We start from the raw sequence: 18,475 nt of genomic DNA, 5'->3' as shown, positions 1-18,475 counted from the left end.
ATATCCCAAAATTACCCACTTTTTATCCACAGGCTGTGGCGTTTTATCAACTTGCAAAGCAGCCGCTAGCGCATTATCTTGTACCTCGCTTTAACGAACATCCCTATATATTGGGGTTCGCCGAGCAACCGGACACTAGACAAAGTAAAACTTGTCAACCCGTCAAGCGTTCAGCCTCCGGTTGGTCGAAGCTCTTTTTCAATGACGATTGACGCAGCTTCGGAGACCAGCCAACCCGCTATTCCTCCCCGAAGCCCATACAGCCCCTACCACTACATGATGTGGTTAGCCGCCGGCTGGTATTGAATCGTTTTTTGAGCCTTTAACGCTTTATGGCTCATGTTTGAGTGATTAACGGGCCTGGCCATAAGCCGTGTCTGGTGTGAGCGTTTTGCAAAGCCAACCCGGCGCCGTTTTGCAAAACGCTTAAAGATAGGAGCCGTAGAGGCTCCATCGTACTTATAACGTTAGGAGACGAACCCGCATGCAGACTGATCTGTCCCGCGAGAAAGCAACGACCGACGGCTTCCCGGCCGACGACAACAACCTGGACGTCAAGGCCACTGCTCCCGGCCAACTGCGTGTCATCAAGCGTAACGGCACAGTCGTTCCCTACACTGACGATAAGATCACCGTTGCCATCACCAAGGCATTCCTGGCCGTTGAAGGCGGTACTGCTGCGGCCTCCTCACGTATCCATAACACGGTAAAGCGTCTGACCGAGCAGGTCACAGCGACCTTCAAGCGTCGCATGCCTTCCGGTGGTACGATTCACATCGAAGAAATTCAGGATCAGGTCGAATTGGCTCTGATGCGTGCCGGCGAACAAAAAGTGGCTCGTGATTACGTAATCTATCGCGAAGCACGCGCCCAGGAGCGCAAGCGCGCCGTTGCTGAAGTGGCAGAGCCGCATCCAAGCATCCGCGTAACCAAGGCTGACGGTACTCTGCTTCCGCTGGACATGGGTCGCCTGAACACCATCATCTCCGAAGCATGTGAAGGCCTGGCCGAAGTCAACGGCGAGCTGATCCAGCGCGAAACACTGAAGAACCTGTACGACGGCGTAGCCGAAAAAGACGTTAATACCGCACTGGTCATGACGGCGCGTACGCTAGTTGAGCGCGAGCCGAACTACTCCTTCGTTACAGCCCGCCTGCTACTCGACAGCCTGCGTGCGGAAGGTCTGTCCTTCCTAAGCGTTGCAGAAAGCGCCACTCACCATGAGATGGCCGACCTGTACGCCAAAGCCCTGCCCGCCTACGTTGCCAAAGGCGTAGAGCTGGAGCTGCTGGACCCGAAACTAGCAAGCTTCGACCTGGAAAAGCTGGGCAAGGCGATCAACCACGAGCGTGACGGCCAATTCACCTACCTCGGCCTACAGACGCTGTACGACCGCTACTTCCTGCACAGCAACGGTACCCGCTTCGAGCTGCCGCAGCTGTTTTTCATGCGCGTCGCCATGGGCTTGTCCCATATGGAAGCCGATAAGGAAGCGCGTGCAATCGAGTTTTACAATCTGCTGTCCAGCTTTGACTACATGGCGTCCACACCGACCCTGTTCAACGCCGGCACCCTGCGCCCACAGCTGTCCAGCTGCTACCTGACTACCGTCCCGGATGATCTGTCGGGCATCTACGGCGCGATTCACGATAACGCCATGCTGTCCAAGTTCGCTGGCGGCCTGGGTAACGACTGGACACCGGTACGTGCATTGGGCTCCTATATCAAGGGCACCAACGGCAAGTCCCAGGGCGTTGTTCCGTTCCTGAAGGTAGTGAACGACACCGCCGTAGCCGTTAACCAGGGTGGCAAGCGCAAGGGCGCCGTCTGTGCGTACCTGGAAACCTGGCACCTAGATATCGAAGAATTCCTCGAGCTGCGCAAGAACACCGGTGACGACCGCCGCCGTACTCACGACATGAACACCGCGAACTGGATTCCGGACCTGTTCATGAAACGTGTATTCGATGACGGCAACTGGACTTTGTTCTCCCCTTCCGATGTACCGGATCTGCACGACCTGTACGGCAAGGCATTCGAAGAGCGTTATGAGTATTACGAAGCCCTGATCGAATACGGCAAGATCAAGCTGTACAAGACCATTAAGGCCAAGGATCTGTGGCGCAAGATGCTGTCCATGCTGTTCGAAACCGGCCATCCCTGGTTGACCTTCAAGGACCCATGTAACCTGCGCAGCCCGCAGCAGCACGTGGGCGTGGTTCACAGCTCCAACCTGTGCACCGAGATCACCTTGAACACCAACAAGGACGAGATCGCTGTATGTAACCTGGGTTCGATCAACCTGGTGAACCACATCGTCGAAGGCAAGCTGGACATCGAGAAGATCGGCCGTACCGTAAAGACTGCCGTGCGCATGCTCGATAACGTTATCGACATCAACTACTACTCGGTTCCTCAGGCTCGCAACTCCAACCTGAAGCACCGTCCGGTGGGCATGGGCATCATGGGCTTCCAGGATGCGCTGTACCTCCAGCACATCGCCTATGGTTCGGATGCCGCCGTCGAGTTCGCCGACAAGTCCATGGAAGCGATCAGCTACTTTGCGATCCAGGCGTCCTGTGACCTGGCCGACGAGCGTGGCAGCTACGAGACGTTCGAAGGCTCGCTGTGGTCCAAGGGCATTCTGCCGATCGACTCTGAAAAGATGCTGATCGAAGAGCGTGGCTCCAAGTACATTGAAGTCGACCTGTCCGAGACACTGGATTGGACGCCGATTCGCGAGCGCGTCAAGAAAGGTATTCGCAACTCGAACATCATGGCCATCGCGCCGACTGCAACCATCGCCAACATTACCGGCGTATCGCAGTCCATCGAGCCGACTTACCAGAACCTGTACGTGAAATCGAACCTGTCAGGCGAGTTCACCGTGATTAACCCCTACCTGGTGCGTGACTTGAAAGCACGCGGCCTGTGGGATCCAGTCATGGTCAACGACCTCAAGTACTACGACGGCTCCGTCCAGCAGATCGAGCGCATCCCGCAAGACCTGAAGGACCTGTACGCTACCGCGTTTGAAGTCGAAACCCGTTGGATCGTGGAAGCAGCGAGCCGCCGTCAGAAGTGGATCGATCAGGCACAGTCCCTGAACCTCTACATCGCTGGCGCCTCGGGCAAGAAGCTGGACGTGACCTATCGCATGGCGTGGTTCCGTGGTCTGAAGACCACCTATTACCTCCGTGCCCTGGCTGCTACCAGCACCGAGAAGTCCACCATCAACACCGGCAAGCTGAATGCCGTTAGTGCGGATCCGATCACCGGCGTACAAGCCAGTGCCTCACCGGCGCCAGCACAAAAAGCCGAGGCGGCACCCGCTCCGACTCCGGCACCAGTGCCCAAGGCCTGCAGCATCGACGACCCCGACTGCGAAGCCTGTCAGTAAGTCATAAGCCCTCTCTTCGGAGAGGATTCGGGGAAGGGTTTATCACCCTCCCCGAACGTAAATCCAAACACAACAAGTACTGAAAGTCGGCCTCACGAGACCGATTGGCCTGTCCCTGCCTTGAGCATGATTACAGGGGCTCACCTTGGCAGAGCAGGCACGATTGGGGCGTAACCACATAGTGCGGTCATCCGCTGCTTAAACGTGTGACGTCCGATCAAACACCGTGCCCCATGTGCACTCTAAAAGACATCTAGATTTTACCGACTGGCCGAGTGCCGGTCCTCAAGCAGGAGAACACACCATGCTGAGCTGGGACGAATTCGACAAAGACGAAGAAGCAACCGCCACCCCTGCCACCGTACAGCAGGACGGCGACATGCCGCTGGAAAAACTGGATAGCGTAGGCGGTGCTGCTGCCAACGAAGCACGCGCCGTAGATGCCGCCGACTCTGATGCCGTAGCCCGCGCCAAGGCCGCACTGAACGATCTCGACATTCAGGAAGGCCTGGATGATCTGGAAGGCTCCGCTGCCCGCGTACAGGTAGGCGACAAGCAGATGATCAATGCCCGCGCCGACTTGAACCAGCTCGTACCCTTCAAGTACGACTGGGCTTGGCAAAAGTACCTGGACGGCTGCGCCAACCACTGGATGCCGCAGGAAGTCAACATGACTGGGGACATCGCCCTGTGGAAGAGCGCTGACGGTCTCTCCGAGGACGAGCGCCGTATCGTAAAGCGTAACCTGGGCTTCTTCTCCACTGCCGACTCCCTGGTTGCCAACAACCTAGTGCTGGCCGTGTACCGCCTGATCACCAACCCCGAGTGCCGCCAGTACATCCTGCGCCAGGCATTTGAAGAAGCGATCCACACCCATGCGTACCAGTACTGCATCGAATCGCTGGGCATGGACGAAGGTGAAATCTTCAACATGTACCACGAGATTCCGTCAGTCGCGAAGAAAGCGTCCTGGGGCCTCAAGTACACCCGCTCCATCTCCGATCCGGAATTCAAGACCGGCACACCCGAGACGGATCGTCAGTTCCTCAAGAACCTTATCGCCTACTACTGCGTACTGGAAGGTATCTTCTTCTACTGCGGTTTCACCCAGATCCTTTCCATGGGCCGTCGTAACAAGATGACCGGTACTGCCGAGCAGTTCCAATACATCCTGCGTGACGAGTCCATGCACCTGAACTTTGGCATCGACATGATCAATCAGATCAAGATCGAGAACCCACACCTGTGGGATGCCCAGATGAAAGACGAAGCCACCCAGATGATTCTCCAGGGCACGCAGCTCGAGATCGAATACGCGCGCGACACCATGCCCCGCGGCGTACTGGGCATGAACGCGGCCATGATGGAAGACTACCTGAAGTTCATCGCCAACCGCCGCCTGACCCAGATCGGCCTGAAGGAAGAGTACCCCGGTACGACCAACCCCTTCCCGTGGATGAGCGAAATCATGGACTTGAAGAAAGAGAAGAACTTCTTCGAGACGCGTGTGATTGAGTATCAGACTGGCGGGGCGTTGAGCTGGGATTGATAGCCTCTTGCCCCAGCAAAAATTGGTCTTACGCCGATATAGGTGTTAGAAGCAAGCTAATAAAAGCCCCGCCTATTGCGGGGCTTTTTATAAAAACTAATCATTAAGCTCTTTTCCGCTGTTTAAAATATTAATTTTTCGTTTAACAGAGGCCATTTAGAAATGGCCGGGACAGCAAAATTCGAGCATCTCATTGTATAGGCTATAACGCTTGCCTCCCTACCAATCGATATCTTTCTACAATAAAGCAATGTTTCTCAATGAGCCGACAGCTAATATCCAAGAATTTTAATAGAGAAATTTAAAGGGGATAAGAAAAACCTTTTCCCTGACTAAAGTGCCGGACTGCTTTAGTATTTTCATCTAGTGCAGCGCAGTTACGAGAGCCGCAAGCCAAAAAGATTAACTTTCCAGATTCACCCGTTAACGTAATGAGTCGTCTCGAATCTTTTTGTCCTTCACTGAGTATATTTCTAGCCTTTTCTTCTCCGTTTCTTTCAACAGCCGCCAAAAAGGAGATAAACACGATCATAGCGATCACAGCAAAAAAAAATTTCCCTGTTATCTTTTTTGACTTTTGCTCTATCGCCACATCCTCTCTTTTTCCAAGTATCTTTCTTTTCCAGAAAACATACCTACGACGAGATTTATACCCTTTACGCAAATGATCTATATAGCCAGGCAAAACTCCATGCGACCAAACGAAGGAAATTACTGAAACGCTGCATGCGGAAAACACCGCATTACTTTAAACGATAAACTAACTAGTTTGTAGTTAGTTTATCTATACGGGACTAGCTTATTTGGGCTACAGTTAACCGGAAATCATCTTTATTTTTGTATAAAATTGCGCTTATTTGGTTACGTTAAACACCATACTCATCGGCCCACTCTCCTCATGCCTCAGGTACCTCACCTTCCCGTAATAAATAAAAGGTGCCGCTTTTCCAGCCTCCAGCTTATGCTCCCGCACAAAAAGATGGATATCGATTCCCAGTCGCTCATGCTCAATTAGCTCCTTGCCTTTCTTGCTTTGAGGCGTGGTCGCGTTCTGGCTTTGCCAATGAAAAGTGTGCTGATCGACCCAATGATCCAGGTATTTATGCTCCTCGGCTTTGCCCTGCTTATTCAGCGTTACGAGCAGTACGTGAGCCTTCTGTTCGGGCAGTACGACATGACCAACATTCCAGTTGCCTGGATTAAACGTGACATTGAACAGCGCAGGAATATCCTCGCGCAAAAAACGCTGACCTATCGCCATTTCCAACGGATCTAGCACTGCTTTAAGCCGAGCGAAGGTACGCAGCTGTTCGCGTAGTTCCTCCGTTACCGATATATCAGCATAATCCGGGTTGTTAGCTCGTAATGTATAGCTGCCGTTCTTTTCCTTAAGGATGACACGCAACAGGTATTGGTTATCTCCAGTCCCATCCTGGCGCTCAATAGCCAAGGTGGAGCCAGTGATGCTGCCCGCTGACTTCGAGTCCATGTGTTCTAGCAACAAGTAATCCCCATCGAGGATGGGGCGTTTACCTCCATTCATGGAGTTACCGGACGCGCGGGCAATGAAGTGCCGGGTCGGTTCCAGATGGCCGAAGCCTTCACCAATACGACGATACTCTTCGCTATCGGCATGACCCGTTTTGAAATGGCCGCACGCAATTTTTAGATTAGGGAAGAATGGCAACTCAGTACCGGCTGGCTCCTCCTTCCGCAGTGGGATGACGGGTGCCAACGTTTCAGACTGACGAGCCGTATACTGTGCCAAGCGACAGTCGAGCACTTCCTGCACTAGATCGGTAAAGGTTTCTCGATTATCAGGCACAACGCTGAAACGTGGCTGAAAGCGGCCTTCATCTACTTTAAAGAAAGCATCAGCTTTACTTTTATTACCACCGATCCAGGCATTAATCGGGTTAGCTTGCCAATAGCGCAGCCATGCGAGATCGCTACCGTTAACAAGCCTAGCCAGTTCTGCAGGCAAGTCGCTTAAGAACGTGCGGCGGCGCTGCAGTACCGTCCAGGAACGTTCGGCCAGGTCTGCCTCGGTAGGCGGTAGCTGCCAGCCATCCAGCTCTTGGAAAGCTTCCAACAGGATCATCTTGAAGCTTTTAGTCATCGGCGTGGTTTCCAGCTCACGCAGGAAGACCTTATGCGTCTCGACCATTACAAGTTGCTTGCTGTCTAGGTCGCCTTGGGCTGCTACTAGTGCAAACCAATTGCCGTACTGCTTGCGCATCTGTTGCAGACTGGCACCCGCGCGATAGAACTCAGTAAGCGTTGGTCGGCGATTGAGGCTTTCGCGCAAGGCCAGGTAGTGACCTTGAATACCGTCACCATCCAGCGACTTGAGGAAGTCGATCAGCTGCAAGTCATAGTTTACAAAGCAGCCTTCGGGCAGTTCCAGCTGTTGCGACTGGGCCGCACGAGCATAATCGGCTAACTGCCGATGGGTCATACTCCGCCCCATAAGCGCCTGTGGTTTGTGTAAAAAGCTCTGGTGGTTGCCGATGAAGTCCAGCACCACCAAATGGTCTTTACCTTCGGCCCGACGCAATCCTCGACCTAGTTGCTGGAGAAAGAGAATCTTAGACTCGGTTGGCCTTAGCATCATGACAGTGTCGATAGCAGGCAAGTCGACGCCTTCGTTGAAGAGATCAACTGAAAAGATTGCCGCCAAGCGACCATCGCTTAGTTGCTCTAGGGCCTCCCCTCGAGCGAGCTCTGAACCAGCGTATACAGCAGCAGCTTGAATGCCCGCCTTGCGAAACTGCTCGGCCATAAACTCAGCATGGCGAATGGAGATGCAGAATGCCAATGTGCGCTTCTGTGCATACTGACGCCACGTGCGTAAAGCGTGACGGGCCCGTCCGAGCGTAGCGAGCCGGCTAGCCAGTTGCACAGGATCGAAACGACCATTGCGCCAGGGTATGGACTGATAGTCCACGTCTTCATCGAAGATACCGTAGTAGCGGAACGGCACGAGCAAGCGCGCCTGGATACCATGGAATAAATCCGTCTGGAAAACCAAGTTGTCATCGCATAACGAGAGTATGTCTGAACAATCGGTGCGATCTGGAGTGGCGGTGAGGCCGAGCAAAAAGGCCGGTAAGAAATGGTTGAGCAAATGCCGGTAAGTAGGCGCGGCGGCGTGGTGAAATTCATCCACTACGATGTAATCGAAATGGCGCGGCGAGAAGCGCTGCAGGTGCTCGTTACGTCCTAGCGTCTGGATCGATGCGCAAAGCACCTCGACTTCCACATCCCGCTGCCGGCCCATGTAGTAACCCACACGTAAACCGGGACGAATACGTACGAAGGTTTCGGCTGCTTGGTGCAGAATTTCCTCTCGGTGCGCCACAAACAACACACGTTTAGCGCCGAACTGCCTGGCGTCGAACGCAGCAAGCCAGGTTTTGCCTAAACCGGTCGCAAGAACGACTAATCCGCGCTGATAGCCTTCTGCACGGGTCTTATCGAGCGCGGCCAACGCCTCATTTTGTATTGATGTTGGGGTAGGAGGTGGCTTGATCTCCTCTTCCACGCCGATGGGCGCTAGAGTAGGCGGCTTCTTGCGCCGCGCCTCATAAGCATCAATCCAGGCGTGCGTTAGCGGCTTAGAACGTGGATCAGCGAATAACGTTTCGAAGCGGTCACGGGCTTCGAGAAATCCATTATCGCCAGGATAGTCGATGCGATAGTTCCACTCTAGGCCATCACGTAATGCCTTACGGCTGATGTTGCTAGAGCCAATAAAAGCCTGACCGTGCACGTTATTCGGGTCGTCCTGCGTCACGAATAGGTATGCCTTCAAATGGAAGCTGTGCGGTCCTTTGCATTCATAAACGCGTACTTCGGCACCAGCGTCCTGCAGCAGCATCAATCGGCGCAGAGCCTCCACATCCGTTACATCGAAGTAATCACTGGTAAGGATACGTATACGCGCAGGCATAAACGCCGCCTCGTGCTCACCTGCGGGTTGAAGCTTGACGTGCAGGTCATCAATCAGCAGATCCAGCCCGCCCGTCATGACGAATGCAACGGCCATATCGATCTTTCTTGCACTATTGATAGCGGCGAGCAAGTGCGGCAGAAAATGGTCTTGGCCGCCTGTGACTAGGCGCTGCCTAGGTGCCTCAGCGCGGCAAGCCAACAGGTTTATCCATTGCTCATCACGACCAGGGCGCTGATCGCGGGTATGCCAGATCTTGATGTTAGCAACATCGTCCACAGTAGCCAGCCACTCACGTAGTTGTTCCTCGTCAGCATCTGTAAAGCGTCGTCCACCCTGCTCCCGCTCGCCCCGTCCAAGTTTGAAACTACAGTAGAAGGTTCCGCCCGATTTCAGTCCCCGCCAGAGACTGGCTAGCACTTTGGGCATCTTTATCTGTGGAACATGCAATAAGCTGGCGCAAGCCCAGATTCCGTCGTAAACGTGGACTTCACTAAACTGAGATAAACGAAGTACCTGTACTGGTTGCCCTAGATAATCGCTGGCAAGGTCCGCTAACGCCGGCGAGGCATCAAAAGCCGATACTTGGTAGCCCAGTTGCATGAAGGCTTTAGCATCTCGTCCAGAGCCACAGCCAGCATCGAGTATGTAACCACCAGCCGGGATTCGGGCGAGAAATTGCATGTGTAACTCATGCATATCGACTTCGGCGGTTTCAGCGAAAAACTGTGTAGCATGTTTCTGGTAATAATCGTACGTGCTGTTCAACGTTACGTCTCTGTGCAAGCGGCCCAATTCAGATCTCGGCCCTAACAATAGCAGGTGAAGTTATAGATCCGAGTGCTATGTTCCTTCGGCATATCACCCTGCGTCGCATCTAAAACTTACTTAATCAATTAAACGAGGATGGGCCTGTTTAACGAAGATGGATATCGCTCCGCTCACCCCATCCTACGGTATTTGTCACACCTTCTTAGGAACCGTCCCGCTTGTAGCCAGCTCTTAGCAGTCAGCTGTCACCGCTGCGCTTTACGCGGACCTAATCCATGCTGACTGCGAGACTAGTCATGACAATTATTCCAAAGACTGCCGCCCTCTCCCTTCTTGCCCTTTTTATGGCAGGCTGCTCTACGCCACAGGCCGATACTCAAACGTCCAAACCCGAGCTAATCGGGCGCGCTCAGGATCTTTATGATTTACCGCCGGCTTACCAGCCCGGAACGTATCGGCATATGGATCAGCTCTTCTTCACACGCGAGGTACACCGCGGTCCGGCAGTTTATCCGCTGCCACGCCAGCACGAGATCAATGTGCACTACCAAACGGATGATGGCACGCTGGGTGTTGATGAGTTCATGCAACGCAATCACGTGGGTGGGTTGTTGATCATCAAGAACGGCAGAATCGCTCTTGAGCGGTACGGTCTGGGAAATACAGAAGAGACGCGCTGGACGTCATTCAGCGTAGTGAAATCCATCTCCTCTTCCCTTGTTGGAGCGGCGGTACAACAGGGGCGAATCAAGAGTGTGAAGGAGTCTATTGCACGTTATCTGCCCCAACTATCGGGCGGCGCCTATAACAACGTGACGATAGAGCAGGTATTGCAGATGAGTTCAGGGGCTGCCTGGAACGAAACCTATCGTGATCCCACGTCGGATCGGCGTCGAATGTTTGAGCTTCAGCTCGCTAATAAGCCCGGCGAATTGTTAAAGCAATTGTCAGGACTCAAGCGTGCTTCGGCGCCCGGTACAACCTTCAAGTACAGCACCGGTGAGTCGCACCTTCAGAGTGAATTGGTGCACGCCGCGACAGGCATGACCACAAGCGACTATCTCTCCGAGCGTATCTGGGCGCGTATGGGTATGGAGCGCGACGCCTTTTGGCAGCTCGACGCAAGAGCAGGCCAGGAAATCGGCAGCAGCGGCTTCTCGGCTACCTTGAGGGATTATGGTCGTTTTGGGCAGTTCATTCTCAATGATGGTGTGATCAACGGTGAGCGTATCCTGCCGGCAGGCTGGATTGATCAGGCGACTCGTGTAGACCCAGCATCCTATCTGGCTCCCGGAAAGCTATACGAGGGCGAGTATCCCTTGGGTTATGGTTATCAATGGTGGACATTCCCTGTAGGCACCCACGCCCTGCCCGGCCATGAGGGCGGAGCGTTCGAGGCACAAGGGATCTTTGGACAGTTCCTGTATATCAACCGCAAGGAAGGTATCGTTGCCGTGGTGTGGAGCGCTTGGCCTAAACCCGAAATGGATAAGCAGGAAATGGAGACCTATGCATTCTTGGGCGCTGCAATTAAAGCGCTGCGCTGACATTTGAATACAGTTTTGAGGGCGTTTGCTTAAAGCTTTCTTTGAGCAAATGCCCTAGGTCCTACACCTCTGGGTTTTAATCGATTCGCTCGATTTTGACTGGCCCTGTGCCGTCTTCTACAAGATCGACCCGCTTAGCCGCCGCGCGAGACAAGTCGATAATGCGGCCACGGATAAAGGGGCCCCGGTCGGTAATCCGTACTACCACCTGTTTGTTGTTTTCCAGGTTGGTGACACGCACCTTGGAACCCAGAGGAAGCGTTTTATGCGCAGCAACCAGCGTATTGTTATTGAATGTCTCACCGCTGGCCGTCTCTCTCCCATGAAACTTCTGGGAGTAGTATGAAGCTTTGCCCTTCTGCTCGAATGGCTTGGGCGCTTGCTTCGCCTCCCTGATTGGAACGGCTTCCGCTTTTTTATCCTGGCAGGCCACGCAACTTACCAGCAAACAGAAGAACAGCAGCAAACGTTTTGAATCGATAAGCATGCTTGAACCCTTCTTTATTATTGGTCTGCCTGTAAATGCTGCGCCTGGTTATCCAATCGCGGCGTGCATCTATTCAGGCAACCCTTAGTTTTTGGAAAGCAAAAGCACTGGCTGGATCAGGTCTTACTGCATACAAAGGTTTGAGCGCAGCGATAGCTGAACCGTTCTTGAAGATGGCACCCTAACATCACATTTGTGATGGGCTGCTCAGTTGCTTGCTCTCTTTCTCAGCCCTCCATCAGTCGCATGAAACGACCAAAGACCGCACAATCTTGTCTTAACGTCATAACTCACTGATTTTCGGGAAGTCCCTGCAATGCCTAAAGGTGACTATAGACAGCGTAAAGCGCTCCGCCTTGAACGTCTCAAGCGGTTTATTGAGTGGGCAACCGGGCGGTATCCCGATTTCACCCCCAAGAAGCATCATCAGGAAGAGTGGTATAAGCCCTATATCGGGTATGCCATTCCCAACCTGGGTCGTGCCGCTAAGGGTTTCTGGTTAGGGCTAGATGCCGGCACCATCGAGGCGACTATGGATGAGCCTGATCCAGAGCGGTTGCTAGGGCGTATCTTGTTACGCGACAGCAGCGACTATAGGTGCCTTATTGATATTTTTGGCGCTGAAAAGATTGTCTCGTTGGGTTCAGTACAGCTCTTGATCGAGCCAGAGTGGACGTTACGCCTGGAAGACAGTGATTCTCATGAGGCATTCGAGGATCAGGCTCGGCAAGCTATGGAGCATTATGTGCAGGAGCGGCTACGCATCCTGGAGCGCCCGTTCAGGGAGATGAGCGAAGACGATCGACTGGAAGTGCTTGAGCGGCTACGGCCGGAGCTTTCACGTATTGATGACTTTCTGGAACATGCGGTCGAGATCATTAATGAGGTTCGCCATGAGCTGCGCTTTGTAGTTGAGTTGCGCCACGGCGATCTGGCATTGGATATACAGCGCCGGATACCGGCAAACCAAGGCCATATTCTCAGCGAGGAAGAAGTCCTGACCCTGAAGGATGAAGACCGGCAGGAAGTTCTGGCCAAGTTCAATATGGTCCTTGAAGAAGCTGGCGACTTCGACCTGCTGCAACTGGGTCAGCATCGATTGACAGAGCTGTTCATGCAGGATACTGGGCGGCTGCGCAAGACGATTCGCAACACGTTGCGCAACTACAAGGAGAAAATGGCCTTCGCTACGCTCCTGCAGAACGATCCTCGCTTTTTGCATTATCACAAGCTGTATCCGGCTCGACAGTTAACGCGTAAGTGGATTGCCCTGCTCGGCCCTACCAACAGTGGCAAGACGCACCAATCCATCGAAGCGATGACTTCGGTTACCCACGGTATTTACCTTTCGCCGCTGCGCCTGATGGCCTTGGAAAATCAGGAGCGCATCGAGTCCATGGGCATACCCTGCTCGCTTGTAACCGGTGAAGAAGAAATTATCCGGGAAGGTGCGACGCATTTTTGCTGCACGGTTGAGGAGTTTGCACGCTTTCGCCAGAAGCGCTGGGATGTGGTCGTGGTGGATGAAGTGCAGATGATGGCCGATTCGCAACGAGGCTGGGCCTGGGTAGACGCGCTCGTCAGCGCCTATACGCCTGAGTTGATCATGACTGGGCCACCGCTGATCGAGCCGTCACTGAAAACGCTATGCGACTTGTGCGAAGACCGCCTGATCATCAAGCGCACCAAGCGGCTCTCCCCTGTCGAGGTTTCGAGACACTCCACCAGCCTGAAGAACCTGGAGCCCGGATCGATGCTGGTGGCTTTCAGCCGTCGTACGGTGCTGGATCTCAAGGCAATGCTGGAGATGACAGGCAAAACGGTTTCTGTGGTTTACGGTGCCTTGTCTCCAGAGGTACGGCGCGAACAGGCACGCCGGTTTCGCGAAGGTGAAGCAGACATCATGGTAGCAACCGATGCGGTGGGCATGGGCCTTAACCTACCGGCCCATACCCTGTGCTTTTACACGGATGAAAAGTTTGACGGCATTCAGGTGCGGCAGCTCAACGTACAGGAGGTCAAGCAGATTGGCGGGCGCGCCGGACGCTTTGGCCATCATGACGAAGGCGTTATCACTGCCTTGGAGCCACACGTACTCAAGTCCATCAAACGGTTGTTCAACAGTCCCGACAAGCCAGTAGACTTGTCTCAGTTTCAGGTGCGGCCTTCTATCGATCACCTGAAAGCCATTTCCGAGCTGATGAATGAACCCAGCCTGCTCAGAGCGTGGCTGACGTTCAACCGAAACATCAATTATGGCGATGCGTTTGTATCTGTATTGCCCGATGAGCTGGCTGACTGGATCAAGGCAATCGATGATCCACGCATTCCCCTCTGGCTACGCTGGATTTTCGCCTGCACTCCTATTCGGGGAGGCCTGGAAAGCCCTGCCAGCAGCTTTGCACAACACTGGTTGAAAAAGGTTGCCCAAGAAAAGGTCATTGAGCTGCCACGCCTGATTCTCGAATCAGATCTTGCAACGCTGGAAAGCTCGCTGCATATCGTGGAGACCTACCTGCACCTTGCACGTACATTGCCGGAATATTTCCCGGACATCGAGCGTGGTGAAGAGCACCGCACCTTGCTGAACGAAGCCATTACACGTGAGCTTTCCAGGCGCAAACGCCCTCGTCGTTCAAGCCTGGGACGAGGAAATCAGAGCGGACGTGAAAAGCAGGGAGAAGCAGAAGGAAAACGCGCGTCTCGCTCGGCGCGTGGCCGTTAGCAGTGATGTGCCGAGACCCAGCAGGCACCTCGGCACATCACTTGATTTATAGCGGATTGGCGTTGAGCTGCTTGGAAAACCTGAGTGTCATGATGTAGCAGAACGCCAGACCGGCAAATGCCAGCAGACCGCCTACGACACCAATATGGATGAGCCCAAGCTGAGTCCCTACAACGCTACCCATCAGGGCCCCACCGCCAATTCCAATGTTATAAATACCCGAGAACAGGGCCATCGCCACGTCAGTGGCATCCTTGGCCAGCGCTAGCACCTTGGCTTGCAAGGCAAGACCGAAACACATGATCGCAACGCCCCAGACGACACTCAGCCCGCCTAATAGATAGGCGTGCTGGGCAAACGGCCGCAGCACCAACAGAGAGATGGTGATACCCGCAATGGCCGAGATCAGAAAGCCATTGGGATACATGATGCTGTACCGGCTGAACAGGACGGAGCCTATGACACCAGCGCCACCAAACAGGAGCAGCAGAACCGTTGTCATGTTTCCACTCAGATGGGCGATCTCCTGAGCGAAGGGCTCAATGTAGCTATAACCTGTGAAATGGGCCGTTACCACGAGCACTGTCAGGATATAGATACAGACCAGGGCAGGCCGCTTGAAGAGCACGGGCAAGCTGCTCAGGGAACCGGAGTTATGGCTTGGCAGCAACGGCAATGCCCTGGCCAGCCAGATCACTATACCGGTAGCAAAGACCGCAATCGCCACGAAAGTTGCCCGCCATCCCAACGTTTCTCCCAACACCCGCCCTAGCGGAATACCCAGGACCATGGCAAGACACGTACCGGTCGCCAATAGGCTCAAGGCCTGCGTCTGCTTGCCTTCAGGGGCGATACGTACAGCCAATGATGCCGTGATAGACCAGAAGATCGCATGTGCAATGGCGATGCCGATACGGCTCACAATCAATACGGTAAAGCTCCAGGCGAAGCCCGACAGGATATGACTGGCGACGAATACCGCAAAGACCAGAATCAGCAGCCGCCGCCGCTCGATATTACGCGTGAACAGCATCATGGGGAGCGAAATGAGCGCCACGACCCAGGCATAGATGGTCAGCATGATGCCCACCTGAGCTGGCGACATCTCGAAGGTTTTGCCGATGTCACTGAGCAGCGCCACCGGTACGAATTCAGTGGTATTGAAGATAAAGGCTGCCAGCGCCAGCGCAATTACGCCAAGCCAGGCACCGCCGCGTGAATCAACAGAGGTATTCATCAGCACTATCTAGTCTTCTGGTTTACAGGATGAGTCTTGGTCCGGCAGTTTAGGAACTGCCTGCCTGAAGCTTAGCCATCCAATGCCACTAGACCCGAAACGACAACACACCAACCCGCAGCATCACTGGCCGCGTATGGCGTATATGTTATTCAGGAAGAACTACAGAGCTTAGATGGGAAACTAAGTAACACAAATGATACGCTTAGTAACATCGACCCACAATATCATCAGGCGTTCCAAAAGACCTGATTCATCGGCTCAATGTAGTTCTCACGATAGCTTATTAGCGGACACGCTCTAATGCAGGGCTGTCTTGCTACAAGAAGCAGTGGCCTTCACACAGGGTTTCGATAGAGTCCGCCATATACTGCGTTTCGCCAGTGAACTGGCCTAGCTTTATTTGTGGTCTCTTCGAATCCATAAAGTCGACCGTAACGGTATAGTTGGATGTCTTATACCGATTTAAATCGGTCCTTATGCCTGGACAGTTGGAATAAAAGCCTGCTTCGTAACGGCTCTTTTTATCGCAACGCTCATCATCTTCATGCCTGTGATAGCCCTTGCTTCCGCTTGAATGGGATTTGCCGGATTTACACTCCAGTAGAGTGACCTCATGGGAGCAGATGCCTGAAGTGGTACAGCCTACCTGGTCTTCCTGTTCGAAAAGATGGGTGTTATGGCGCGTCTAACTCACCTTCAAATTGTAAGGTAACGTGCTCTCTTCTCCAGACACGGTGAATGACTGACCGAGATAGGCATAACGGTACACCTTCGCGCTGAGCGAAAAGTCCCAGCCGTCAATCTTATGGAGGTGTACCACCAGGGCGTTGGCCCGAACAGGATGGTAGCAGGGCCTGTCCTTAGCCGATTTTTATGCGCATTATCAAAGTCTGTCGGAAAACCTCTTCATAGACCTGCGTCTTACCTTTTGCTTCAAAGGTATGGGTGCAACCTATCAAGCAGAACAAAGTGATCATTAAACAGGGCGCAACGTTTCTTGTTTTCATTGACTCACCGGACTGCATGCGCGGCGATACTCAGCCAGCAGGATGTTCTGCTGGCTGGTAGGTCATTCAATAGATTCAGGGAAATTGCGTTGACTGCTTGATGGCCAGCCACGCTACAGCCAGACCAGGAATCCGATCCGGCGGATAGGTTAAGCGTTACTTCTTGTCGTCTATCTCGGAGCTGTTCATGTCCATGACAGTCCTGGCTGGGGTCTCAGGTTCATTCATGACCGGAGTCGGCGCTACGGGCTCGCTCTTTTTCTTACCCCGAAACCGGTTGAATACCCAACCAATCAGAAGCATGGGTAGCATCCATAGCTTCTTGAACAGTAATAGCGCTCCAGCCAGAATTCCCAACTTGGCCGCCGCCTTGCCTGCAATCAGTGCGCCTATGCCATAAGCTGCCACCTTGTCGATGTCAGGATTGAAATCGGCGTAACGGTTACCGTCATTGAAATTGGTCATTGCCAGGACAGCAGGCGCGCTTTTCTGGATTTGAGGTAGCTGATCCATCCCAGCAATGAAACTCAGCACCAATACGCCTTTACGGCCCAGTACACGGATATCGTAGTTGAGGCCATGCTCGGAATCATTGCCCAGCTTGAGCTCTTGAGCCCAATAGAGCTTTTTGCCTTCCTTGTCGTAACGCGGCGCAGCAGCCCAGCCTACCAGCTCAAGCGGCTCATAACCTTGTTCTTGACGCGCCTTGTTGCCATCGCGAACATCCTGCTGCATGTCCTTCAGCAGGTCGGCATAGTCGATGTCAGCCGCATCCTCATCAGATACGTAGCCGCTTTTTTCGTAATAGACTGTCATGCCCCATGACTCGCGCTCGAAGGGCGAAATGCCGGCAGGCATCACCATCCCCATGGGCGGGTTCTGGCTGGGAGGATTGCCCCAGGCTTCCAGTACACGTTCGGCGTCCTTGCTGTTCAGAAAGACAAATTCTTTAGGCAGATCAAGCGTTGCAAGATTGTCATTGAGAACGATCTTGCCCGTCTTGAAGTTCAATGACTTGAGGAACCGGTCCACTGTCATCTCTTGAGCGTTCGACGCGGCAGACGTGGCGCTAACGGGTTCGGGCTGTGGGTTGGCGGAATAAGCGGCGGGAATAACGGCCACAGCCAAGAGGCTGGCCAGGATCAGTTCCTTGATCGGCATAAAAGCTCCATGAAGATATGTTGTGCTATCCAGACGCAATCATATCATCAGCCCTACAAAGACGCTGCGGCGCAACGAAATTTTTTGATACATGTGGTTAAACACAACCTTGCCGATAGCTGCAGGTTGACACAACCGCTTCAAGGCTCAGACGATTGGAAGAGCAGAGGTTGGGCCAGCACGATTAAAAGCCGGACTGGACGATGCGTCATGAGTTGATGAACTGGAGCCATACCGCGCAGCCAGATTGGTCCTGAAATGTACCTAGCTGAGAGGTGGCCGTCCCGCCTGGGGACAGGCACACCCTCGTGGTGTTGTGCTAGCGACACTCATGTTCAGCGCGAACAAAGCGACTGACAAAACGGTACAGTGCGGTTAAGCGGCGTAAGCCTCTGACTTGGCCAGGATTCGACTGATTTCATAACGATTCTCAGTAGTCAGATGATCGGTCAAACGATGCAACTGCCTGACAATCAGTTGCTGACTGTCATGATCACGTGCTGCCCGCAGCTCTTTCATCAGCGAGCGGATGATTTGTGCAGTGAGTTCAAGATCGCTCATGGGCTTTCCCTCATGAAGGCTATAAATGGGATGGTTCGTAAGCCGGCTTACTTACTCTGTCCATTACATCCCTCA

10 protein-coding genes are annotated in these 18,475 nt (G+C 53.5%); 4 read left to right on the top strand and 6 right to left on the bottom strand.

Annotated elements, in window-relative coordinates; all coding sequences use genetic code 11:
* Nucleotides 1–484 precede the first annotated feature (484 nt).
* Both QWJ10_RS20490 and QWJ10_RS20485 read left to right on the top strand, forming a co-directional pair.
* Nucleotides 485–3,400, top strand: coding sequence for a ribonucleoside-diphosphate reductase subunit alpha (locus tag QWJ10_RS20490; protein ID WP_289929488.1), 2,916 nt, complete (start codon nt 485–487; stop codon nt 3,398–3,400).
* Between the two features lie 304 nt (nt 3,401–3,704).
* Nucleotides 3,705–4,949, top strand: a complete 1,245-nt coding sequence (locus tag QWJ10_RS20485; RefSeq protein WP_289929486.1) for a ribonucleotide-diphosphate reductase subunit beta — start codon at nt 3,705–3,707, stop codon at nt 4,947–4,949.
* 301 nt (nt 4,950–5,250) lie between these two features.
* Here QWJ10_RS20485 and QWJ10_RS20480 read toward each other — a convergent pair whose 3' ends face one another.
* Both QWJ10_RS20480 and QWJ10_RS20475 read right to left on the bottom strand, forming a co-directional pair.
* Nucleotides 5,251–5,541 (bottom strand): hypothetical protein, encoded by a 291-nt coding sequence (locus QWJ10_RS20480; RefSeq protein WP_289929484.1) that lies wholly within the window; start codon nt 5,539–5,541, stop codon nt 5,251–5,253.
* Between the two features lie 261 nt (nt 5,542–5,802).
* Nucleotides 5,803–9,669, bottom strand: a complete 3,867-nt coding sequence (locus QWJ10_RS20475) for a DUF3427 domain-containing protein (protein WP_289929481.1) — start codon at nt 9,667–9,669, stop codon at nt 5,803–5,805.
* Nucleotides 9,670–9,968: 299 nt separating this feature from the next.
* Between QWJ10_RS20475 and QWJ10_RS20470 the strand changes: the two genes are divergently transcribed.
* Nucleotides 9,969–11,219: a serine hydrolase gene (locus tag QWJ10_RS20470; RefSeq protein ID WP_289929478.1), complete on the top strand. Its 1,251-nt coding sequence runs from the start codon at nt 9,969–9,971 to the stop codon at nt 11,217–11,219.
* 76 nt (nt 11,220–11,295) lie between these two features.
* Here QWJ10_RS20470 and QWJ10_RS20465 read toward each other — a convergent pair whose 3' ends face one another.
* Entirely contained in the window at nt 11,296–11,706 is a 411-nt protein-coding gene (locus tag QWJ10_RS20465; RefSeq protein WP_289929476.1) for a septal ring lytic transglycosylase RlpA family protein, read from the bottom strand.
* A 316-nt stretch (nt 11,707–12,022) separates the two neighbouring features.
* Between QWJ10_RS20465 and QWJ10_RS20460 the strand changes: the two genes are divergently transcribed.
* Nucleotides 12,023–14,431, top strand: a complete 2,409-nt coding sequence (locus QWJ10_RS20460; protein WP_289929473.1) for a helicase-related protein — start codon at nt 12,023–12,025, stop codon at nt 14,429–14,431.
* 46 nt (nt 14,432–14,477) lie between these two features.
* On the opposite strand, the gene QWJ10_RS20455 is transcribed toward QWJ10_RS20460, so the two are convergent.
* The 3 genes from QWJ10_RS20455 to QWJ10_RS20445 form a co-directional block, all read right to left on the bottom strand.
* Entirely contained in the window at nt 14,478–15,668 is a 1,191-nt protein-coding gene (locus QWJ10_RS20455; RefSeq protein WP_289929471.1) for a sugar transporter, read from the bottom strand.
* Between the two features lie 1,166 nt (nt 15,669–16,834).
* Nucleotides 16,835–17,839: a DUF2167 domain-containing protein gene (locus tag QWJ10_RS20450; protein WP_286788777.1), complete on the bottom strand. Its 1,005-nt coding sequence runs from the start codon at nt 17,837–17,839 to the stop codon at nt 16,835–16,837.
* A 375-nt stretch (nt 17,840–18,214) separates the two neighbouring features.
* Nucleotides 18,215–18,400, bottom strand: coding sequence for a hypothetical protein (locus QWJ10_RS20445; RefSeq protein WP_019367020.1), 186 nt, complete (start codon nt 18,398–18,400; stop codon nt 18,215–18,217).
* Between the last annotated feature and the right edge of the window lie 75 nt (nt 18,401–18,475).

It is taken from the genome of Pseudomonas sp. WAC2 (assembly GCF_030403525.1).
Lineage (GTDB): Bacteria > Pseudomonadota > Gammaproteobacteria > Pseudomonadales > Pseudomonadaceae > Chryseomonas > Chryseomonas luteola.
The sequence above is the reverse complement of the archived record's forward strand: the minus strand, read 5'-3'. Positions and strand labels throughout refer to the sequence as shown.